Origin of the sequence: Campylobacter sp. RM5004 (genome assembly GCF_022369455.1) — a bacterium.
Taxonomy (GTDB): domain Bacteria; phylum Campylobacterota; class Campylobacteria; order Campylobacterales; family Campylobacteraceae; genus Campylobacter_E.
The window spans coordinates 330,440-351,868 of the sequence record NZ_CP059599.1 but is presented as its reverse complement, the minus strand read 5'-3'; the positions used below and the strand labels follow the sequence as shown (position 1 = coordinate 351,868).

Genomic DNA, 21,429 nt, shown 5'->3' with positions numbered 1-21,429 from the left:
TATAATTAGGACTTGATTTATCTTAATTCTTTTAAGACTATTTCTGGGATTAAATCTTTCATACATTTATGATGTTTAAGCGGACAAACTCTTTTTGCACAAGGAGAACAAGGTAGTTTTAATGAAAATAATTTTCCGTTTTTACAATATGGATAAGTTTGGTAAATATTAGTAGGTCCAAAAAACGCTAATACATTTACATTATAACTTGCCCCTAAATGCATAATCCCACTATCATTTGCTAGTAAATAATCAAGGCTAGATACTGCAAGACATAATTTTTTTATATCTGTTTTTCCGCATAAATTAATTGCTTTTATATTATATTTTTTAAGCTCTTCTTCAATGATATTACAAATATCACTTTCGTTTTTTGTGCCAAAAAGAATTATTTTATGGTCTTTAAAAGTGCTTGCAATTTGTGCGAAATAACTAGGTTCATAGCACTTAGCAGCTCCATATTTTGCACCTGCGGCTATGCCTAATAATTTTTTTGTTTTTAATTTTTTATAAGGGATTTGAGTGTTTAGATTATCGTCTAAATTAAGTTCTTTTAATAAATTAAAATATTTTAAAACTTGATGAGTATTATCGCTTTTATTAGCGTTAAAATAAAACTTCTTTTTAGCCTTTAGCATAAATAAAAGCACCTTAGATGAAATGCTTGCTTTAAAGCTAATTCCTAAATCAAATTCCTGTTTTAAATTCTTTATTTGTTTTAGCCTTTCGCCCTTTTTTTCTACTATTATTTCGCCTAAGTTTTTATAAATTTCACAGGCTATAAAACTTCCATAAAAAGTAATTTTTGCATTAGGAAATTTTTTTATAAGCGCATTGATTGCACCTGCTGCCATTATCGCATCACCAAGCCAGTTTGGTAAATATATAAATATTTTCAATACTCATCCTCATAAAATGTTTTAAATCTTTTGTGAAACCAAAAATACTCGCTAGGATTTTTCTCCCACATTTTTTTGGTGCATTCAAGTTGATAAAAGCTAAGCTCTTCTATGCTTAATTCTTTTGCATTTAATGGCTTAAAAAACTCTATGCAATATCCATCATTAATCTCATAAATATAAACAGGTAACAAATACGCTTCACATCTTTTAGCAACCATACTTGCAGCATTGCTTTGAGTTACCTTTTTGCCATATAGTAAAAACTCACTGCTTTCTTTAATATGTGCATCTTGATCGCTTACAATTCCAACTAATTCATGATTATTTAAAGCTTTTATCATAGGTCTTAAAGCATTTGTTTTTTCTATTAATTTTATTCCGAATTTTTCTCTATATTTTGTAAGAATTGCATTGATTTTAGGACTTGCTAAAGCACGACCTATAATATTAATTTTACAATTATATTTAATCGCAACTGCAGCAGGAAGAATCTCCCAATAACCATAATGAGCTGTAGTAAATACTATCTTTTCGCCCCTATCTAAAAGCTCTTTTAAATATTCATCGTTTTTAAATAATTTTATTTGTTTTAATAAATTTTCTTTGCTTATGTTTTGGTTTTTTACCATTGATAAAATATAGTAAGCAAACTTTTTATAAACTCTTTTTGTAAGTTCTAAACTTTGTGGATGCTTTGCTAATTTGCAAAAATATTCTAAGTTTTTTAAAATTATTGCTCTATGTTTTTTGTTTAATTTAAAAGCTATAAAACCTATAAAATTTGCAAATATTTTTAATAATTTATTTGGTATTAATTTTAATAAAAAATTAAAAAAATAAAATGTGAAAATATATAAATACTCTTTCAATTATTTACCACCTTTTCTATGATTTTTACAACTTCTTTTGTATCAACATCACTAAATTTATAAAAATAATGCTGAATATCAAATGGGCTTATTAATCTACTCGCTGGTTTTTTATCACTTTCGTTTAAAAAGGTGATATTAGGACGATTTAAAACCACTGCAATATGGGTTGTCCCACTATCATTTCCTATTATTAGCTTTGCGTATTTGCTTAAAAATACTAATTCGCTTAAAGATATTTTAGGCAAAACAATCGCATTAGAGCATTTTAAAGCAATTTCTTTAGCTCTATTTAGCTCATATTCATTGCCCCAAGCAAGCAAGAATTTAAAATCGGAATTTGAACAAATACTAATTAATTTTTCTAAAGGAAGCATTTTATTAATCTTACTTGAGCCATTGTGTAAAAGTATGAAATCATCTTTTATAAAAGGCTTTATTTTTTCTAATAAAGCATTCGTTTTTTCTTCATTATAAATTAAAACATCGCTTGATTTAATCTCTTTTATTTTTAAATCTTTTAAAGCAAATTTACTAAGCTCAAGACTTCTTTTATATACATTTTCTAAATACTCACAATCGCAATGATTTTTATAAAAATGAAAAGCCAATTTTTCTCTTAAGCCGTTTTTAGCATAGCCATAAGAATTAGAGCTTAAATAATTTGCAATAAAAGCCGATTTAATTCTTCCTTGATAATCAATGCTAATATCATAAGTTTTTTTAAGATTTTTAATTTGTTTTAATGCTTTTAATGGAGATTTTTTTAAAGGCAAAGAATAAACATTATCAAACCAAACCAAGCCTTCTAATAAAAAATAAAATCTTGAATCAACAAAAAAATCAATTCTAGCATCAGGATAAGCTTGTCTAATATAATTTATATGCCATAACATATGAAAAATATCGCCCATTGCACTTAGTCTAATTATTGCTATTTTCACCTAAATCCTTTGTAATTACGCTTTCAAATTCCTTAATCGCTGCTTCATTTGAAAATTGTAATTTTATTTCAATTCTACGGCTTGCTTGTTTATCTTCTACGCCATCTTTATATTTTAATTCATTATAGCTTTTGCCGACTGCAGTTAGTAATTTTTCTAGCCTTTTATCTTTATAAAATGAATTAATAAACTTCATAATCTCTAAGGCTCTTTTTTGAGATAATTCAAGATTATAAGTAAATCCGCCTACGCTATCTGTGTGCCCTTCAATAATAATGCTATCAATATTAGCTAAGATTTCAGGTGAGCTTAAAATCGCATCAAAATAATTACTCAAAGTCTTTTTAAGTTCAGCTTTAGCTTCATCTTTTATATTAAACTCTGCACTATCAAACAAAATATTAGCATTTAAACTTATGCTTCCTGAATTAAGATTGATTAAAATATCATTAGATAATTTATTTTGCAAGGCTTGAATTAGCCTTGTTTTATTGTTTTTTAATTTATTATATTCAAGCTTAAAATTACTAAGTTCATTTGCTAATTCATTTAATTTATTATCTTTATCTTTAATCTTAAGCTCATTATCTTCTAGGCTTTTTAAAAGTATTAAAATCTTTGCATCTTTTTCATCAATATTTTTTAATAATTCATCTTTATTTTTTGTATTTTCATCAAGAGTAAATAAAAGCTCTTTTATATATTCATCTGCTTCTTTATTTTTGTTTAATTCGTCGTTTAAAACAATGTTTAACCTTGATAATTCTTGATTTAGACTGCTTAATAATTCATCTTTGCTAATAATTAAAGCCTTTGATTCATCTAAATGTTTTTGCTCGTTTTTAAGCTCATTTTGAGTAAAAATATACTTTAAAACAATAGCACTTAATAGCAAAATAAAGACAAATAAAAGCCCAGCCATTAAATCAGCATAAACTATCCAAAAATTATTATTATCTTTATTACACATTATGCAATTTATCTAATACTTGATTAGCCTCTTTGCTAAGATTTTCAATATCAGCCTTTAGTTCATCAACTATTTTAAACTCGTGCTTTTCTTCTAAATATGCGTCTTTAAAATCTAGCAATTTATTTTCTAATTCATCTTTTATTTTTGAAAAATCATTTACACTTTTTTCTATTCTATTCTTAAACTCATCTAATTTTTTTTGCAATTCTTCATTGTTTTTATTGCTTAAATCAAGCGATTTTTGAGCTAAACTTGTATGAACTAGAGCAATTTTTTCATAAGATTTAAATAATTCTGAAAATGTTAATAATTTTTCTTGATGAAGCTTGCTTAATTCTTTGAAAAACTCATTATCATAAAGCTTGTTTAATAAAGCATTATTACTTATAAACAAGTCAGTATTTTTCTTAATAGTTAGCCTTTGTAATTCTTCTTTACTCCAAAAATATTTTTTAGAATTAAACTTATAATTTTCTTTAAAATCGTTAATTTTTGCTAAGCCTAATCTTGAATAAAACATCCACCAAATAGTAAGAAAAATCCCATAAATTGAAACATAAAAAGCAGTAGCAATTCCACCTAATAATAAGGTAATTTCTCCTTCTAAAGCAAAAGAATTCTCAACCTTAAAATTTGGCATTGATATAGCAATACTAATAAAAGTCCCTAAAATCCCTAACATAGGAAAAACTGCACTTGCAATATATCCAAATGAAAGCGGTTTTAACTTATGTAAATAAATATCAAAAAACTCATCAAAACTAGCATTTACCTTACTTACTTCATCAATTTTTAAAGAATTTTCTTTTATATAATCTTTTAAATCGCTTTCAAAAATATCTGAATTTTTTTTGATTTTTGCATGCACGCAATACTCGTTTTGTGGTGCAAAAAACATAGCAAATAAAAGCAATACCCCACACATTATAATAGTATGAAGTGGCATAGTAAGTTGTAAAATATTTAAATAAGCCAAAACAGCTAACAAAAAAACTAAAGATGGTAAAAAGATTAAAATCAAAAAAGAAGAAAATACACTTTTCTTCTTTTTATTTGTTAAATTACGCAAATTAATTCCTATTAATACAATTTAACTCGCTAAATGCTTGCATTAAGCGTTCTTGCATAGATTTTTCACCTGCAAGTAGCCACATTCTTGGATCATAATATTTTTTATTTGGCTTATCTTCACCTTCAGGGTTTCCGATTTGTCCTTGTAAATATCCATGATTTTTAGCTTCGTATTCACGAACACCATCCCAAAACGCCCACTGAGTATCGGTATCTATATTCATTTTGATTACACCATAGCTAATAGCTTCTGTGATTTTTTCTGCTTCACTACCACTTCCTCCGTGAAATACGAAATTAAGTGGCTTTTGTCCTTTTGCTAAATATTCTTGACAATTATGCAAAATCACTGGCTCAAGTCTTACATTGCCTGGTTTATAAACACCATGAACATTACCAAAACTTGCTGCTATTGTATAATTTGTTCCGATTTTGCTAAGCTCATTATGAGCTTTTGCAACATCACTTGGTTGAGTATAAAGTCTAGCATTGTCAATATTTGTATTATCAACGCCATCTTCTTCACCACCAGTGCAACCTAATTCAATTTCTATACCAATTTCTAAAGCGTTAAATTTCTTGAAATATTCACATGATATTTCAATATTTTCTTCTAAACTTTCTTCGCTTAAATCAAGCATATGAGAGCTAAATAAAGGTTTTTTATGAATTGCATAAAATTCTTCATTAGCCTTAATTAAATCATCTATCCAAGGTAAAAGCTTTTTAGCAGCATGATCGGTATGCAAAATTGCTACAACTCCATAAGCAGCTGCAACTTCATGAACATATTTAGCACCCGCAATAGCTCCTAAAGTAGCAGCATTTGGACAATCTTTACCTGCAAAAAAACTAGCTCCTCCATTACTAAATTGAATAATAATAGGAGAATTAGCAGCCTTAGCTGCTTTTAATGCGGCGTTTATAGAATTAGTCCCTACCACATTTACCGCAGGAATTGCAAAATTATTTTCTTTTGCATACGCATACACACGCTCTAAGTCTTTACCATAAATTACGCCAGGTTTTACTAAATCTAAAACACCCATTTTTATTCCTTATTTAACTTGTAAGCCTGAATTATTGATTAATTTTTCAGCTTCTTTTTTGATTAATTCTTTATGTTTTTCGTTTTTTAAACCATTTTCAATATATGGTGTTGCTTCTTGTAAGCTTCCTTGTCTGCTTGCTTTATAATCTTCACCTAAAATTACATGGAAACCAAATTGAGATTTTACAGCATCTGAAATCTCATCTTTTTTTAGTTTTTTAGCTGCATTAAAATACTCAGGAACTAATTCATTTGCACCCATATATGGTAAATCTCCGCCCATTGCTCCTGAACCTTTATCAAGTGATTTAGTTTTTGCTAATTCGCTAAATTTAGCAACTAATTTATCACCTTTTAAGCCTTTTAATTGCTTAATAATATCTTTTGCTTCTGCTTCAGTTTTTACTAAAATATGCTTAGTTTTTACTGCTTCTGGAACTTTAAAATCATTTAAGTGTTCGTTGTAGTATTTTTTAATTTCTGCTTCGCTTACTTTAATGCTCTCAAATTTATTTAATAAATATTGTTGAGCTAATAATAATTCTTTTGCACTATTTAAAGCTGCTTGATATTTTGCGTCTTTATCTAATTTTAAATTTTGTGCTTCTTTAGCAAATAATCTTTTTGATAATACATCTTTTATTAAACCTTCTTTAGCTTCTTTTGGAAGTGCATTAATATCACTTATTTGAAATTGTGCTAAATATGGAGCTAAATCATCGCTTGTAATTTCTCCACCTTTATAAGTTGCAACTACTGCTGCATTTAAACTCATACCACATAAAAGTCCTGCTAGAACTAATGAAAATTTTTTCATAATATCATCCTTTTTCAATTGATTTGATATATCATTTTACAAATGTTGTGTAAAAAAATAGTAAGATAAGAAAATGAAAAAAGATGCAAAAGAAATTAAAAAAAGATTTTTAGAAAATTATAAGAATGCAAAAAGTGAATTAATTTTTCATAATGATTATGAATTATTAGTTTGTGTTATGTTGTCAGCTCAATGCCTTGATAGTAGGGTTAATCTAATCACCCCTAGTCTATTTAGCAATTACCCTGATATAAAGAGCTTATCAAATGCAAAATTAATAAGCTTAAAAGAGCTTATTAAAAGTTGTAATTTTTATCAAAATAAAGCAGAAAATCTCATAAAAATGGCAAAAAGTGTTATGGAATTTCATTCAGGAATTATACCTATGAAATTTGAAGAACTTATAAAGCTTGCAGGGGTTGGAGAAAAGACAGCTAATGTGGTTTTATGCGAGAGTTTAGGTGCAAATGTTATGGCTGTTGATACGCATATTTTTAGAGTTAGCAAAAGATTAAAAATTTCAAACGCAAATACTCCAAATGATTGTGCAAAAGAGCTTACAAAACTATTTAAAACTGACCTTGATAAACTACATAAAGGAATGGTTTTGTTTGGAAGATATATTTGCAAAGCTAGAAAGCCAGAATGCAATAATTGTTTTTTAACTGATTTATGTGATGAATATAAAAAGCAAAAGAAATCTAAAAATTAGCAAAAAATTATATTTTGTAATTTTTATAAATTTGATTGCTTTGTTTTGCTTGCAAGTTCATTTAAAATTCTTAGATTTTTGCGAATTTTTAGAGCAAGATAGCTATGAGTTAAAAATCACTAATAATTATTTAAAGACAAAAAACAATAAAAGTTATTATGTCTTAGCACTTGCTTATAAAGATGTGTTAATTTATACAACTACAAATTCAAAAATAAACTCAAATCACATAAGCTTAAAATTTGCAGCCAAAGATAAGCTAAACTTTTATGAATATTTACAGGCTAGATTTTATTTACCTAGCTATGCCTTAGAAGAATTAGATGAAATTAGCGAAAACGCATTTGTAAAATACTTTATAAATCAGCACGAAAACGAAACTATGAAGCAATTTTTTGGAGCTTTATTTTTTGCAAAAAGTATTAGCAAGGATTTGCGAGATAGCGTAAATTATTATGGAATCGCACATTTACTAGCAATATCAGGCTATCATTTAGGGCTTATTTATTCTATATTTTTCTTTATATTTTCTATTGTTTATAAATATTTTCAAAAACGATTTTTCCCTTATAGAAGTATGCATTTTGATTTAGGAATAATCATTTTTATAATACTTGCTTTATATTTTTATGAAATCGGTCTAGTTGCTAGTTATTTTCGTTCATTCGTTATGGCTATTTTAGGATTTTATTTCATTATTAGAGCGATTAAAATTGTTAGCTTTGCTCATTTATTTTTAGCATTTTTTGTTTGTATTGCTATTAATCCTAGTTTTTTGTTTAATGTTGGGTTTTTCTTCTCTTGTCTTGGAGTTTTTTATATATTTTTGTTTATTTATCATTTTAAAGTTGATAATTTATTTAAATTGATTTGCCTTGAGCTTAGCACATTTTTTGCTATGATTGCACCTGTTTTATACTTTTTCCCACTTTTGAGTTTTCAGCAATTATTTGGGATAATTTTAACGCCAATTTTTGTGATTTTTTATCCTTTGGTTTTGTTTTTGCATATAGTTAATTGCGGAGATTTTTTAGATAAATACTTATTAATATTTTTAGATTTTAAAATGAATGCGATTAATTTTAAACTTGATTTTACTTATTTTATTACTTATATAATTATTAGTTTTTTAGCTATTTTACATAGGTATTTAGCAATTTTTGTTATAAGTTTGAACTTAATATTTTTTATTTATTTAGGACTAACATGAAAAAGATTTTACATATCTTAAGAACAATAGTAAATGTAAGCGATAAAGGCATTTTACAGCACGCAAGCTCTCTTAGTTTTTATAGCGTTTTAAACATTATTCCTATATTATCACTTAGTTTTTTTGTCTTTGCACATATGCCAAGTTTTAAAGAACAAAGCGCTCAAATTAATAATTTTATTTTAGGAATAATTTTGCCTAATCAAGAAGCAAATTCAATAAACTACATAGAACAATTTTTACAAAATAGCACCAAGCTTGATGCTGCTGGAATTATTGCTATGGTATTTGCTTTATTTATGTTTTTTAATTCTTATGAAAACACGATTTCTCATATTAGCAATACTGCAAAAAGAGGCTTTTTTTCATCACTTAGCATATATTGGTCTTTAATTACCTTAGCACCATTAGGCTTACTTACTAGCTTTTATTTAAGCTATAAAATACAAAAATACATAGATGCAATAGGAATTAAATTTAACTTTTTAGGTATTTTGCCATTTTTAATAATTTGGGCTTTATTTTTTATATGCTTTCACATATCAATAAACAAAACCTTAAACCCTAAAAAAATAGCACTTGTAAGCTTTTTGGTTGCATTAATTTGGAGTATTTTTAAATCATTATTTGTATTTTATATATCTCTTAATCAAGTTTATACAAGTATTTATGGTAGTTTTTCTGCTGTTTTATTCTTTTTTATATGGGTTTATTTTTCTTGGATAATTTATCTAAATGGAATTAGAATAAGCTCTATTTTAAACGATGAACCTAGTAAAAAAGCTAAAAAAGATTGAAAGAATTTGAAATAGGATTTTGAAATGGTGCTTAGGGGGAGACTCGAACTCCCGACCTCCGGCTTATGAGACCAGCGCTCTAGCCAGCTGAGCTACCTAAGCACTTTTAAAAGTAAAACGCAAATTATATATTTCTTAGCTTAAAAGAATATAAAGAAAAATATTTTTTTATAAATTATCCAAAAAACTACTTTTTCATACAATTTTTTGCCATTTTTTAGCTAATTATTGATTTTTTATTGTAGAATAGGGCTTTTATTCAATATTAAGGAGTTTTAGATGACTAAAGCGGATTTTATTTCAATTGTTGCTGGTAAAGCAGGTTTTTCTAAAAAAGATGCTACAACAGCTGTAAATGCTTTCATTGAAGCATTAACAGAGTCATTAGAAAAAGGTGAATCAGTTCCATTCAACGGATTTGGAACATTCTCAACAGCTGACAGAGCAGAAAGAACTGCAAGAGTTCCAAGCACAGGTAAAGAAATTAAAGTTCCTGCAACTAAAGTTGTTAAATTTAAAGTTAGCAGCGTGTTAAAAGACAAAGTTGCTGCAACAGCTTGCAAAACAAGTAAGTGCGGAAAGAAAAAGAAATAATTATTAGTGGCTTTAATTAGCCACTATATTTTGTCTTTCTAATATAAATTCTTAAAGCTTTTAATTCTTTTTTACCTATTTTATAATATATGTAATTTAAATAGTTTTTTATATCTTCTTTACTTATTTGTCTAGTATTAGAAAAATGCTCTAAAATGTAATTAGGTATTTTAATTCTTTGATTAGGAGTTAAATTATGCTTTATGAAATCATTAAATATTTTTTTTGCTTGATTGTGATTTTTAACACTTGAAAACCTTGCAAACATAAATGGTAATTTGGTTAAGTCATACCACTTTTCGCACATATCAATATAGTTTTCAGGCGTTTTTACATACTCTTTTAATGCTTTATCTCCGATAATCACCCTACCCTTTAAATCAAGCACCTTTGCTAAAGCATTTGAAGTTGCTGATTCTTTATCGTTTTCTTGAGTTGAGTTTTTTTCTACTAAAACACTTAAAACTTTTTTATTGGCACAAATACCAATATTTAAATTTTTATATTTACTTTTTTTGCTTTCAATGCTTGAAATTATTGCGCAATCTATTCTTTTTTCATTTAAAGCCTTGTTAAGTTTAGCAGGAACATTTTTTTTATACTCAATGCTTTTTTTAACATAACTTGGCAATTTAGAGCTTTTTAAATAAAAATGTAAAGGCAATAAATTAATATAATCAATTTTTCCGAATATCACTTTTACTCCTAAATAACAATAAAAATGCAATAAATATAACCAAATAATGCAAAGTTTCAGGAATTTTGACACTCAAAGAATAGTGAAACGCAAGTAATAAAAACACAAAAGTAGAATAATTTAAATATTTTTTTAAAAACATTAAAACCATAAAAACAAATGCTATAAAACCTAAAAGATTTCTTATTGCTAATATGTTATATAGCAAATCTTTTAATACAAATTGATTATCTAAAATAATAAAATTTAAAAAATGCAAAATCGCATAAAAGCCAGATAATTTGCCAAAAAATTTAACAAAAATGATAAATCTATTTGGCAAAATAATACTTAAAAATAAAAATATTAAAGCAAGTTGTCCGCTTGCTTTATATATATCTTTTACAAAATCATAACCCAATAAAATAGATGCTGCAAAATATCCAAAAGATAATAAAACTAAAAGAACTTTAATTGTAAATATCATTAAAAATTCTTTCTTAAATCTAAATCTTTATATAAATACCCAACTTCTTCTTCATAACCATTAAACATTTGCGTATCTTCTTTAAAAAAGCTACCTAAAACTCTATGTGATGCTTGAGACCATCTTGGATGTGCAACATTTGGATTTACATTTGCATAAAATCCATATTCTTTGGGATTGTATTTCTCCCATGAGCTAATAGGCTGTTCTTTTGTAAATTCAATTTTTGCTATTGATTTAATATATTTAAATCCATATTTCCAAGGAACAACTAAGCGAATAGGAGCTCCATTTTGAGCTTTTAATTTTTCTTTATAAAGACCAGTTGCAAGCAGGGTTAATGGGTGCATTGCTTCATCAAGCCTTAGGCCTTCTACATAAGGATAATCTAATACTCCATTAAATCTTTGATCAGGAAATATATCAGGATCATACAAGCTTGTAAATTTTACATATTTTGCTTCTTTTGTAGGTTTTGCAAGATTAATTAATTCTCCTAATTCAAAACCTTGCCAAGGTAAATTCATACTCCAAGCTTCTACGCAGCGTAATTTATAAACTCTTTCAACAATTTTAAAAGCTGATAAATCAGTTAAAGTCATTGGATTTTCACATAAACCGCTAATCTCTATTGAAATTGCTTTTTCATTTAATTTAGACTTATTTGCTAGTTTTACGCATTCGCTTTTATTAGTGCTAAATTCATAAAAATTAACATAATTATAAGCATATTCACTATCGCTTGGAACTAAATCAAGATTTGTTTTACTTAATTCTTCAGCTATTGCACTACTTGAAACTAAAGCTCCTGCACCTAATTTTAAGAAATTTCTTCTATTTAAATAAAAATTTTTATTAGTTACCATTTTTTCTCCTTATTAATTTTTATTCTATGTGAAAAAAATAAATACTTATTATGAAAATTCTGTTAAACTTCCCAAAAAATATTAATTTAAAGGATATGTCATGGCAATTAAAGCTGATTACATTTGGATGGATGGACAAATTATTGATTTTGCTGATGCAAAAGTTCACTTTTTAACTCATTCTTTACATTATGCAAATGCTGTTTTTGAAGGAACTAGAGCTTATAAAACTGAAAATGGTATGGCTATTTTTAGATTACAAGATCACACAAAAAGATTATTAGAAAGTGCAAAAATAACAGCTATTACACCTCCGTTTTCTCAAAAAGAATTAGAAGACGCTCAAATTGAATTATTAAGAAGAAATAAATTTAATTCAAATACTTATATTCGCCCTTTAATTTTCTTAGGCGATGGAATTATGGGAATTTATCATGCAAAAGCTCCTGTTAGAGTTGGAATTGCTGCTTGGGAATGGGGTGCTTATTTAGGTGAAGAAGGATTAGAAAAAGGAATTAAAGTATGTTGCTCATCTTTGATGAGAAATAGCACAAAAGCAAACTTTAATAAAGCAAAAGCAAGTGCAAACTATCTAAACTCAATGATGGCTAAATATGAAGCTATTAATTCAGGTTTTGAAGAAGCTTTAATGTGTGATGAAGAAGGATTTATTGCAGAAGGTACAGGCGAGTGCTTTTTCATGGTTAAAAATGGCGTATTAATTACACCTCCAAATGATTATGCTCTAAAATCAATCACTCAAGATTCAGTATTAAAAATCGCTAAAGATTTAGGAATTAGCGTTGAAAGAAGAAGAATTAGTAGAGATGAAATTTATGTTTGCGATGAAGCATTCTTTACAGGAACTGCAGCAGAAATCACACCTATTAATTCACTTGATCACAGAATCATAGGAAATGGCTCTCGTGGTGCAATGACTAAAAAAATCCAAGATGCGTTCTTTGATATAGTATATGGAAGAAACGAAAAATACGCTTCTTGGCTAACTTATATTTAATTTTTAGAGCGTTAAATCGCTCTAAAATTACAAGAATTTGAAATAGGAATTTAAACTACACAATCTTTAGCAAATTATCAACAAATCTATGCTTTTATAAAGTCTTTTCTAATTATAAACTTATACAATGTAAAATGCCTTTTTAATCAAAAATAAGGAGTATAAATGCCAGCAGATTTGAATGATTATTTCAATAAAAATAAAAAAAATGAAAATAAAAAATCAGATTTTAATATTGATTTTAATTTTAAAGGCTTTGGTAAATTTAATGGCGTAATTATTGCTGCTATTGTAATATTTTTAATTGTCGCTATTTCAAAACCATTCGTTGTAATTAACTCAGGTCAAGTAGGTATTAGATCAACTACTGGTAAGTATGATCCTATCGCACTACAACCAGGTTTTCACTTCATAGTTCCATATTTTCAAAAAGTGTTAATAATTGATACTAAAGTAAGACAAATAAATTATGCAAGCTATGAAGGTGCAAACGAAAGAACTTATGGTAAAGAAAGCATTATTAATAAAGAATCAATAAAAGTAACCGATGCAAGAAACTTACCTGTATCAGTTGATATTACCGTTCAATATCGCCTTGATGCAAGCAATGCACCACAAACCATTGCTCAATGGGGACTTGATTGGGAAAATAAAATAATTGACCCTGTTATTTTAGAAGTTGTAAGAAGCGTTGTGGGCAAATATACAGCTGAAGAACTAGCAGTTAAGCGTAATGAAATAGCAACTGCAATTGAACTTGAATCAAGAAAAAGTGTAGATGCACAAGCAAATAAACCTGTACTGCTTGAAAGTGTTAAGCTTCGTGGAATTATTTTACCAACTAATGTAAAAGAGCAAATTGAAAAAGTTCAAATCGCAAAACAAGAAGCAGAAAGAACAAAATACGAAGTTGAGCGTGCAAATCAAGAAGCACTTAAAAAAGCAGCTCTTGCAGAAGGTATAGCAAAAGCAGCAATCATTGAAGCACAAGGTAAGGCAGACGCTCAAAAAATAGAAGCAGACGCTCAAGCTTATGCAAACAGAGAAATAGCAAAAAGTATAAGCAAAGAATTATTAGAATTAAAGCAGATTGAAACCCAAAGACAATTTAACGAAGCTTTAAAGGTTAATAACGATGCTAAGATTTTCTTAACACCTGGCGGTGCAGTTCCTAATATTTGGCTTGATAATGCAAGCACTAAAAGAACTACAAGCTATAATAATTAATGCAAAAAATATTAGATTCGATAAGCTTTTATTTAGCTAATTTTTACGCCCAAGATTTAATACTTCTTGGGCTTTGCTTTTTGTTTTTTATAATTATTTTAATACTTGCTATATTTTTAAGAAGATTTCCGGTTTTTTCATTGTTTTTAATAATTTTTGGAATTATAGGTGAATTTGTTTTGTTTTTTATGGGTGAAAATTATATAAATATGACCTATCGCCCTGCTGAACTTGAGTTTATTAAAAACGAAAAATTATTATTTAGCGATAATATTTTTCTTGATTTTAAACTACACAATAAATCCCAAAAAGATTTTAAAATATGCAAAATCAAATTTAGCATAAAAAAGCCTAGCAAAAATAATTTTGTATTAATCAAAAACACTCTTAAGCCTATTAAAACAATAGAAATCGTTCTTAAAGATATACCGGCTAATTCTTATGAAAAATCATTTTTAATAATACCAAGTAATGTGAAAAAACACACAATAAGCACATTTATAACTTGCTTTTAAAGGAGTAATATGTATTTATCAAGCTTTCATATTTTTACAATTTTTGCGGGATTTGTGATATATATTTTCGCTCAATATTTGCTATATTATTTTTTTAAAGAAAAAATAAAACTATATACATTTTCATTCACGCTTTTTGTGTTTATGATGATTTTAACCTATTCTGTTTTACTTACTCTTGATGGTGTGCTTAAAAAAAGTGAGTTAAGAAATGTTGATGATTATAAATCGCAAAATAATGTAATAATTCAAGGTCAAATTTATAATAACGGCAAAGTGCCTTTAAAAACTTGTAATTTAAATATTAGAATTATGAACCTTAATGTCAAAAAAGTTGATGGAAGCATATTTGATACAAGCAAGCATACAAGTATTTTTAAACTTAAAAAATTACAAAATTCTTATTCTTATGATTTTGAAATAGATGGAATAATTAGTGAAAATACTGCAAAAACATTTAGAGTAAATGTCTCTTATCCAAAGCATTTTACAGATTATAAACTAAGATATAATCTAAGTTGCAAATAATAATTCCTAATTTCGTAATTCTTTACTATAAGGATTATGAAATAAAATTAAATAAATCAATCACTTTTATTTATATATAGAAAATTATATTTTAGCAATTTTTATAAGTTTTAAAATATTTTATAATCTTGGAATTTATTTATAAAATAAATTCCAATAAATCTTAAATTATAATAACTAAAATTTTTCATCCATATACCAAGTGTTATTTATCTTTGTAAGATTCATTTTATGGTTTTCAGTTCTACCATTGTTATGTGTTATTACAGAACTAACTTTAGCTTTACTTTCACTTATATCTAATATATTTGTTTCTATTGATTTAATTCCGCCTTTTTCAACAATCTTTGTTTTTATATAGCTTAAATCTTCAGTTAAACGTTTTGTGTATTCTCGTCTTTCATCTTCTGATTGAAAATAGAAACATTTGGCAAATTGCTTTGCATCTCCTTCAAAAAATGCGTTATAACATTTTTTTACTACAACATCTGGGGTATCACTTCCGCAAGCAACAAACATAATAGCAAGGGTTGCAAAACTTAATAATTTTTTCATTTAATCTCCTTTAATTTTTGTGTTATTTCATAAAATTTTTAACGTTAATGCTAATTTTATTTATTTTCGTACCTCCTTTTATAAGTTTTATAAAATAATTTTTAAGATTTTTCTTAATATGTAGTGTTTTATGATTTTGAATTTTTCAATAAAAAATAATCCATAATTTACTTGTTGTATTATGAAGCAATATTTTTGATTTTTATAAATCTCACCTAATATTACATACTTAAAAATCTTTAATTAATTGAATATAATACCCCCCCCCATTCTTAAATAAGGCTTAAATTGGTAGTAAATAAAGATTTTTATTCCTATTTTAATTTTTTTTAAAATAGAAATTTGGTTTTTGTAGTCTAGAATATCACTAAAATTTAGTTTGTTTTATATTTAAAATCCTATTTTAAATTCCAAAGATTTTGCAAGGAATTTGAAATAGGAATTTGGTTTAGATTTTAAGCTCCCATTCGTAAGCGCTTTTGCAGATTAATTCTAAATCATCGTTGTGGTATTGCCAATTTGTAAGGCTTTTTATCTTTTCGTTTGATGCAACTAACGAGCTTGGATCTCCCGCACGCCTACTAGCCATCTCAACCACAAAATCATTACCGCTAACACGCTTCATAATATCAATTACTTCTTTAACGCTTGTTCCCTTAGAATAGCCAACGTTAAAAGCTTCACTTTGCTTTTTATCTTCTAAAAATTTTAAAGCTTCAATATGAGCTAGTGCTAAATCATCTACATGTATATAATCTCTTATACAAGTTCCATCAGGGGTATTGTAATCATCTCCATATAAATACATCTTCTCACGCTTATTTGCAGCACATTCAGCAGCGATTTTTATAAGCAAAGTTGATTTGCTAAATTGTCCTAAAGGAGCGATTAAGCTTGCACCTGCAACATTAAAATATCTAAGTGCTATATAATTAAAATCTTTTTTAGCATTAGCTAAATCATTTAAAATATACTCACCCATTAATTTCGTAAGCCCATAAGGATTTATAGGAGATTTTTCATAGTCTTCTTTGATTAAATCACTTGTCTTTGGCTCTCCATAAGTTGCTGCAGAACTTGAAAATATGAAATTATTCATATTGTATTTTTCACAAATTTTTAATAAATTAATCATATTAGCGACATTATTTTCATGGTATTTTAATGGATTTTGAGTGCTCTCAAATACGCTTGTATTGGCTGCAAAATGCACTACGCATTTAATATCATGAGTTTTAAAAATCTCTTCAAGTAGTTTTATATCTCCGAAATTTCCTTCATAGAATTTAAAATCACTAAACTCATTTAATACCTCTAAAGCCCTTGAATTTCCTGTGCTTATATCATCAATACCTATAACTTTATAATTATTTTTTAAAAAATGATAACTAGTAATTGAACCAATATATCCAGCCGCACCTGTAATTAAAATCATTCTTCATTCCTTTCTAAGTGTATTATTTCATCTAGCACTACTGTTGCGTATGAGCCTTTTTGAAGACTAAACTCAAGACTAAGCTGTGCTAATTCTTCATTGTAATTTAATTTTTCATTACTTGTATAAGTCCATAAATATCTTCTAGAGCCATTTTGAGTTTTTAGTAAATCAAAATAATCTTTATAAATATTATTTTCAATTTCTCCTAAAAATCCTTCATTTAATTTAGGCTTAGCACCCAAGATTATTCCTGAAGGGCTAATATCCCTTACTAAAAATCTTTTTAAACCTTCTTCTAAATTCTCATTAAATACCTTGCCATAAGGATAATGCTCGTATATTTCATTATCAAATAATTTAAAAAATTGTTTTTGTTTTTTTAGATTATCTACCAAGGTTTTATCTTTGTAAAGTGCTAATAATTCTTGTTTTGAAAAATCATTACTAAATCTTGAAATCTCAATTCTTTTTGATAAATAAGTATTAAATAATTCGCTTTGAAATGCAGAAATTAAAAAATTATTTAGCTTATTATTTTTAAAACTTAATTCATTTTTTAAGATTTCCAAACCTGTTTTTGCATTATCATTATTTTTGCCAAATCTTTGATAGCCAAAATAATTTGGAAAGCCATTTTCTTTAATATTATTAAAAACTTGCTCTATTTTTAAAGCATCAATTTTATTAACTTTTTTTAATCTTATAAAAAATGAATTACCTTTTAAATGCCCTATTTTTAACTTGTTATTGTGTAAAAAAGTATCAATAATTTTGCATTTTTCATGAGAAAAATTTGCTAATTCTTTTTCATATTTTTTTGGCATTGAAATATATTGAAAAGTTAATCCTTGCTTATCTTTAAGCCCTGCATAGCCAAAATCTCTTGCTTTTACGCCAGTTGCTGCGCTTAAGTCTTTTAACAATTCATTTGTGCTTAAGTCTTTTTTTTGTATATGCAAAATCAAATGTTCTCCAGAACCACTAAATTCATATAATGGTATTTCACGAACTACGAAATCATTTGAATTTTTAGAAAAATAAACATCAATTTTTGAATGAGTGTTTGCTCTTAAATACATATTAAATCCTTTTAATAATTTATAACATTTTTTTGATATAAATTAGTAAAAAAGGAAGTGTTATGAAAAGTTTTATTTTAAGAGTATTTAGATTTGACGCAACAAGAGATTATGAGTTTTATTACAAACCTTATGAAATTGATTTAAGAAATTGTAATGAAGATTTTACGCTTTACAAAGTATTGGAATTGGTAAAAGAGCAAGATAGGTATTTTAATATGCCTTGTGCTAGTGAGTTTGCAAGAATTGATAATAAAGTTTTATCGTTAGATACAAAGATTTTTGAACTATTAAAAGTTTTTGGAAATGATTTTTGCCTAAGTGCAATTGATTTAAAAAGAGCTAAGCTTGATTTAATGTGCGATAATAACGACTTTTTAAAAGTATTTGAAAAATTCAAAAATATTTGTGATGAGAGTGATTTTGAGCTTTATAAATCTTATAAATTTTTATATTACGCAAGTGATGTTCGTGAATATAATGAAAATTATTTAGGAGATAGTGCTTTTATTTTTGCAGCAAAACTTCTTGAAAAATATCCTGATAAAAGAAAAGAAATTTTAGATATTGTTTTTGATGAAGAAGGCGGAATTGATTATGCTGTAAATTTAAAGCCATTTTTATACAAAGACTACGAAATTTACGAAGAAATTAAAAATAGTTTAAAGCATCAAAAGGAGATTAGATGATAACTTTAATTAATGATGATTTTAATTTTTCAAATCTACTTCAAGGTGATTTTAGAAAAACTTATATGAAATCTTTATATACAAAACAAGAATATAAACCAAGCGAATATAAAAAAGAATTTGATGCTTGTATGGGCGAAACAAACTTAATTTGTGATGTTAGCTTACTTGATTATGCTAAGAAAAATTATAAAAACACAGCTTGTGTAATTCAAGATTTACAGAATATAGAAATCAAAAACGATTTTAATGGTTTTAATGTTGCTGTTTATCGTGGTTTTACTATTGATTTATTTTTACATTTTCTATCAAAAACTAAGGCAAAATTAGTTAATTTTGAAACTCAAGAATTTGAAAACGGAATTAGATACTTAGAATTAGATGAAGAATTAGCATATAAAAAAGCAGCAAAAATTATTTTAGATGCTTATGATAGTGGAGCTGATTTTTTAGTTGTAGCTGATAGTTCAAGCTTTAAAATGTTTGATACTTTAAGCAATGAATTACAAAGAGTTTCAAATAGAGATTTTAGTGATTTTTATATTTTGCACGCTGCTGAGTTTATTTCATTAGCACATGGAATTATTCCAGCAAGTTTAAAAAATCATAAATTAAAGGTTAGCTTAGTATGAAAATATCTATTGCGTGTAAAGATGTTTTGTTAGAGCGAACTTTGATTTTATTTTTAAAAGAACATTTAGTAAATAAAAAAGATTGCGATTTTTTAATAACTGACGAAAAACTTATGCACGCAAAAAAACCTCAATTTATAATAGGTTTTAAAAATGCTCATTTAAAGCTTCCTTTTAGCAAAGAGCAATTAATTGAAGCTTTATATGAGTTTTCAAGCACAATTAATCAAGACGATAATAAGGTTTTAAGTTTTGAAGAAAAACTTGATAATTTACTTAATAAATTCAAATACGATTTAATCCAATTAATGTATGAAAAATAATGTTTTAAGAGTTCAAAGCGGCTTTTTAAAAGGAAAAGCCTTAGAAAATCCATCAAAAGAAACAACAAGAGCTACAAAAAGTATTGTAAAATCTTGTGTTTTTAATGTTTTAAGAGATGAATTAAGAGAGTATATTTTTATAGAAGCCTTTGGTGGAAGTGCTAGTATGGCAATAGAAGCGATTAGCAATTATGCTAAAAAAGCCTATGCAGTAGAAATTGATAAAGCCGCTTTTAAAAGTGCATTGAAAAATACAAAAGATTTAAATATAGAAGTATTTAACGATGATACTTTTAAGCTTTTACCAACAATCATTAAAAGCTTAAAAAATGAAAAAACTATTCTTTATCTTGACCCGCCATTTGATATAAGAGATGGTTTTAGCGATGTTTATCTTAAAATCCAAGAACTTTTTGAAAACTCAGGGTGCGATATTGTAGTAATTGAGCATTCTAGCAAAGTAGAATTTAAATCGGGAAATTACACTTTATTTAAAAGTAAAAAATTCGGCAACACTACACTTAGTTTTTTTGCTAGGTCTTAATTTATTTACTTTAGCTTAATAGAATATAAGCCATAATTTTTCTAGTAGGGGATACGCAATCCGAAAGGAAAATTAAATATATTTTAGGGGACTTTTATGAAAAAGTTTTTATTTTTATTATTTGCTTTAACTGGCTTTACTTATGCTAGTGAAGTAGGTGCTGAAGGGCTTATTAAGGCTTATTCTGTTCTTGTTGCTGGTATAGGACTTGGTATAGCAGCATTCGGTGGTGCTATTGGTATGGGAAATGTTGCTGCATCAACAATTGCAGGAATCGCAAGAAACCCAAGCCTAGGTGGTAAATTAACTTCAACAATGTTCGTTGCAATCGCATTAATTGAAGCACAAGTTATCTATGTATTAGTTATAGGATTATTATTACTATACGGTAATCCATTTTTATAATAGTTAGGCTACTTAAAGGTAGCCTTTTTGCGTTTATGGTGGAATTGGTAGACACGCTATCTTGAGGGGGTAGTGCCAGCAGGTGTGCGAGTTCAAGTCTCGCTAAACGCACCATCAAATAATATTAAAAGGATTTTAAAGTGAAATTATTAGTGGTAGATGATAGCTCTACAATGAGAAGAATTATTAAAAATACTTTACAAAGATTAGGTCATGAAGATGTTTTAGAAGCAGAACATGGTGTAGAAGCTTGGGGGTTATTATGTGCAAATAGTGATATTGATGTTTTAATAACCGACTGGAATATGCCTGAAATGAATGGTCTTGAGCTTGTTAAAAAAGTAAGAGCAGAAGCAAAATATGCTGATATGCCTATTATCATGGTAACAACCGAAGGTGGTAAAGCTGAAGTTATTACAGCATTAAAAGCTGGGGTTAATAACTACATAGTTAAACCATTTACTCCACAAGTTTTAAAAGAAAAACTAGAAGATGTTTTAGGATAAT

Annotated in this window: 27 protein-coding genes and 2 tRNA genes; 15 read left to right on the top strand and 14 right to left on the bottom strand. The window is 27.0% G+C overall.

What is annotated here, in order from left to right:
- Positions 1-17: 17 nt before the first annotated feature.
- From AVANS_RS01830 to AVANS_RS01800, 7 genes are read right to left on the bottom strand one after another with little or no spacing between them, the layout of a single operon-like run.
- Entirely contained in the window at positions 18-899 is an 882-nt protein-coding gene (locus AVANS_RS01830) for a glycosyltransferase family 9 protein (RefSeq protein ID WP_239817957.1), read from the bottom strand.
- Positions 896-1,771, bottom strand: coding sequence for a lipid A biosynthesis lauroyl acyltransferase (locus tag AVANS_RS01825; RefSeq protein WP_239817956.1), 876 nt, complete (start codon positions 1,769-1,771; stop codon positions 896-898). Before AVANS_RS01825 ends, AVANS_RS01830 begins: the two co-directional genes overlap by 4 nt.
- Complete coding sequence (locus tag AVANS_RS01820) at positions 1,768-2,715, bottom strand: glycosyltransferase family 9 protein (RefSeq protein ID WP_239817955.1); 948 nt, start codon at positions 2,713-2,715, stop codon at positions 1,768-1,770. Before AVANS_RS01820 ends, AVANS_RS01825 begins: the two co-directional genes overlap by 4 nt.
- Positions 2,696-3,685 (bottom strand): OmpA family protein, encoded by a 990-nt coding sequence (locus AVANS_RS01815; RefSeq protein WP_239817954.1) that lies wholly within the window; start codon positions 3,683-3,685, stop codon positions 2,696-2,698. The genes AVANS_RS01820 and AVANS_RS01815 overlap by 20 nt, the downstream gene beginning before the upstream one ends.
- On the bottom strand, positions 3,678-4,757 hold the full coding sequence (locus AVANS_RS01810) for a MotA/TolQ/ExbB proton channel family protein (RefSeq protein ID WP_239817953.1): 1,080 nt from the start codon (positions 4,755-4,757) through the stop codon (positions 3,678-3,680). Before AVANS_RS01810 ends, AVANS_RS01815 begins: the two co-directional genes overlap by 8 nt.
- Position 4,758: 1 nt before the next feature.
- Entirely contained in the window at positions 4,759-5,808 is a 1,050-nt protein-coding gene (gene fbaA / locus AVANS_RS01805; RefSeq protein WP_239817952.1) for a class II fructose-bisphosphate aldolase, read from the bottom strand.
- A gap of 9 nt (positions 5,809-5,817) precedes the next feature.
- Positions 5,818-6,627: a peptidylprolyl isomerase gene (locus AVANS_RS01800; protein WP_239817951.1), complete on the bottom strand. Its 810-nt coding sequence runs from the start codon at positions 6,625-6,627 to the stop codon at positions 5,818-5,820.
- A gap of 73 nt (positions 6,628-6,700) precedes the next feature.
- On the opposite strand from AVANS_RS01800, the gene nth reads away from it, so the two are divergent.
- Genes nth through AVANS_RS01785 form a run of 3 tightly spaced genes read left to right on the top strand, consistent with a single transcriptional unit; the run spans position 6,701 to position 9,346 of the window.
- Positions 6,701-7,339: an endonuclease III gene (gene nth / locus AVANS_RS01795; RefSeq protein ID WP_239817950.1), complete on the top strand. Its 639-nt coding sequence runs from the start codon at positions 6,701-6,703 to the stop codon at positions 7,337-7,339.
- Positions 7,305-8,549 carry a ComEC/Rec2 family competence protein gene (locus AVANS_RS01790; RefSeq protein WP_239817949.1) on the top strand — a complete coding sequence of 415 codons (1,245 nt, stop codon included), beginning with the start codon at positions 7,305-7,307 and terminating at the stop codon, positions 8,547-8,549. Before nth ends, AVANS_RS01790 begins: the two co-directional genes overlap by 35 nt.
- A complete protein-coding gene (locus AVANS_RS01785; RefSeq protein ID WP_239817948.1) occupies positions 8,546-9,346 on the top strand; it encodes a YihY family inner membrane protein in 801 nt (266 codons plus the stop codon). Before AVANS_RS01790 ends, AVANS_RS01785 begins: the two co-directional genes overlap by 4 nt.
- A gap of 25 nt (positions 9,347-9,371) precedes the next feature.
- On the opposite strand, the gene AVANS_RS01780 is transcribed toward AVANS_RS01785, so the two are convergent.
- Positions 9,372-9,448: transfer RNA gene (locus AVANS_RS01780), tRNA-Met, on the bottom strand.
- A gap of 177 nt (positions 9,449-9,625) precedes the next feature.
- Between AVANS_RS01780 and AVANS_RS01775 the strand changes: the two genes are divergently transcribed.
- Positions 9,626-9,940, top strand: a complete 315-nt coding sequence (locus tag AVANS_RS01775; protein ID WP_239817947.1) for an HU family DNA-binding protein — start codon at positions 9,626-9,628, stop codon at positions 9,938-9,940.
- Between the two features lie 16 nt (positions 9,941-9,956).
- Here the strand turns inward: AVANS_RS01775 and AVANS_RS01770 are convergent, their stop codons facing one another.
- From AVANS_RS01770 to msrP, 3 genes are read right to left on the bottom strand one after another with little or no spacing between them, the layout of a single operon-like run.
- Positions 9,957-10,637: an MqnA/MqnD/SBP family protein gene (locus tag AVANS_RS01770; protein ID WP_239817946.1), complete on the bottom strand. Its 681-nt coding sequence runs from the start codon at positions 10,635-10,637 to the stop codon at positions 9,957-9,959.
- On the bottom strand, positions 10,618-11,103 hold the full coding sequence (locus tag AVANS_RS01765) for a hypothetical protein (RefSeq protein WP_239817945.1): 486 nt from the start codon (positions 11,101-11,103) through the stop codon (positions 10,618-10,620). Before AVANS_RS01765 ends, AVANS_RS01770 begins: the two co-directional genes overlap by 20 nt.
- Entirely contained in the window at positions 11,103-11,969 is an 867-nt protein-coding gene (msrP, locus tag AVANS_RS01760) for a protein-methionine-sulfoxide reductase catalytic subunit MsrP (RefSeq protein ID WP_239817944.1), read from the bottom strand. The genes AVANS_RS01765 and msrP overlap by 1 nt, the downstream gene beginning before the upstream one ends.
- A 100-nt stretch (positions 11,970-12,069) precedes the next feature.
- Here msrP and AVANS_RS01755 point away from each other — a divergent pair, with 100 nt between their 5' ends.
- The 4 genes from AVANS_RS01755 (at position 12,070) to AVANS_RS01740 (ending at position 15,257) form a co-directional block, all read left to right on the top strand.
- Complete coding sequence (locus tag AVANS_RS01755) at positions 12,070-12,987, top strand: branched-chain amino acid transaminase (protein WP_239817943.1); 918 nt, start codon at positions 12,070-12,072, stop codon at positions 12,985-12,987.
- Between the two features lie 165 nt (positions 12,988-13,152).
- Complete coding sequence (locus AVANS_RS01750; RefSeq protein ID WP_239817942.1) at positions 13,153-14,214, top strand: SPFH domain-containing protein; 1,062 nt, start codon at positions 13,153-13,155, stop codon at positions 14,212-14,214.
- On the top strand, positions 14,214-14,729 hold the full coding sequence (locus AVANS_RS01745) for a DUF2393 family protein (protein ID WP_239817941.1): 516 nt from the start codon (positions 14,214-14,216) through the stop codon (positions 14,727-14,729). Before AVANS_RS01750 ends, AVANS_RS01745 begins: the two co-directional genes overlap by 1 nt.
- 9 nt (positions 14,730-14,738) lie before the next feature.
- On the top strand, positions 14,739-15,257 hold the full coding sequence (locus AVANS_RS01740) for a DUF2393 family protein (protein WP_239817940.1): 519 nt from the start codon (positions 14,739-14,741) through the stop codon (positions 15,255-15,257).
- A gap of 177 nt (positions 15,258-15,434) precedes the next feature.
- Here the strand turns inward: AVANS_RS01740 and AVANS_RS01735 are convergent, their stop codons facing one another.
- From AVANS_RS01735 to truD, 3 genes are all read right to left on the bottom strand, one after another.
- Complete coding sequence (locus tag AVANS_RS01735) at positions 15,435-15,812, bottom strand: DUF4878 domain-containing protein (protein ID WP_239817939.1); 378 nt, start codon at positions 15,810-15,812, stop codon at positions 15,435-15,437.
- 448 nt (positions 15,813-16,260) lie between these two features.
- Positions 16,261-17,247, bottom strand: coding sequence for a UDP-glucose 4-epimerase GalE (galE, locus tag AVANS_RS01730; RefSeq protein WP_239817938.1), 987 nt, complete (start codon positions 17,245-17,247; stop codon positions 16,261-16,263).
- On the bottom strand, positions 17,244-18,329 hold the full coding sequence (gene truD, locus AVANS_RS01725) for a tRNA pseudouridine(13) synthase TruD (RefSeq protein ID WP_239817937.1): 1,086 nt from the start codon (positions 18,327-18,329) through the stop codon (positions 17,244-17,246). Before truD ends, galE begins: the two co-directional genes overlap by 4 nt.
- A 62-nt stretch (positions 18,330-18,391) precedes the next feature.
- Between truD and AVANS_RS01720 the strand changes: the two genes are divergently transcribed.
- The 7 genes from AVANS_RS01720 to AVANS_RS01690 all read left to right on the top strand — a co-directional run bounded on the left by AVANS_RS01720 (position 18,392) and on the right by AVANS_RS01690 (position 21,428).
- On the top strand, positions 18,392-19,018 hold the full coding sequence (locus AVANS_RS01720; protein WP_239817936.1) for a DUF5644 domain-containing protein: 627 nt from the start codon (positions 18,392-18,394) through the stop codon (positions 19,016-19,018).
- A complete protein-coding gene (locus AVANS_RS01715) occupies positions 19,015-19,650 on the top strand; it encodes a hypothetical protein (protein ID WP_239817935.1) in 636 nt (211 codons plus the stop codon). Before AVANS_RS01720 ends, AVANS_RS01715 begins: the two co-directional genes overlap by 4 nt.
- Positions 19,647-19,973 carry a hypothetical protein gene (locus AVANS_RS01710; RefSeq protein ID WP_239817934.1) on the top strand — a complete coding sequence of 109 codons (327 nt, stop codon included), beginning with the start codon at positions 19,647-19,649 and terminating at the stop codon, positions 19,971-19,973. The genes AVANS_RS01715 and AVANS_RS01710 overlap by 4 nt, the downstream gene beginning before the upstream one ends.
- Entirely contained in the window at positions 19,963-20,517 is a 555-nt protein-coding gene (locus tag AVANS_RS01705) for an RsmD family RNA methyltransferase (RefSeq protein WP_239817933.1), read from the top strand. Before AVANS_RS01710 ends, AVANS_RS01705 begins: the two co-directional genes overlap by 11 nt.
- 96 nt (positions 20,518-20,613) lie before the next feature.
- The gene (locus tag AVANS_RS01700; protein WP_239817932.1) at positions 20,614-20,922 is read left to right on the top strand and encodes a F0F1 ATP synthase subunit C; all 309 of its coding nucleotides are present in this window, start codon (positions 20,614-20,616) and stop codon (positions 20,920-20,922) included.
- A 29-nt stretch (positions 20,923-20,951) separates the two neighbouring features.
- Positions 20,952-21,036 (top strand) — tRNA-Leu (locus tag AVANS_RS01695).
- 26 nt (positions 21,037-21,062) lie between these two features.
- Entirely contained in the window at positions 21,063-21,428 is a 366-nt protein-coding gene (locus tag AVANS_RS01690; RefSeq protein WP_214115879.1) for a chemotaxis response regulator CheY, read from the top strand.
- The last annotated feature ends 1 nt before the right edge of the window (position 21,429 follow it).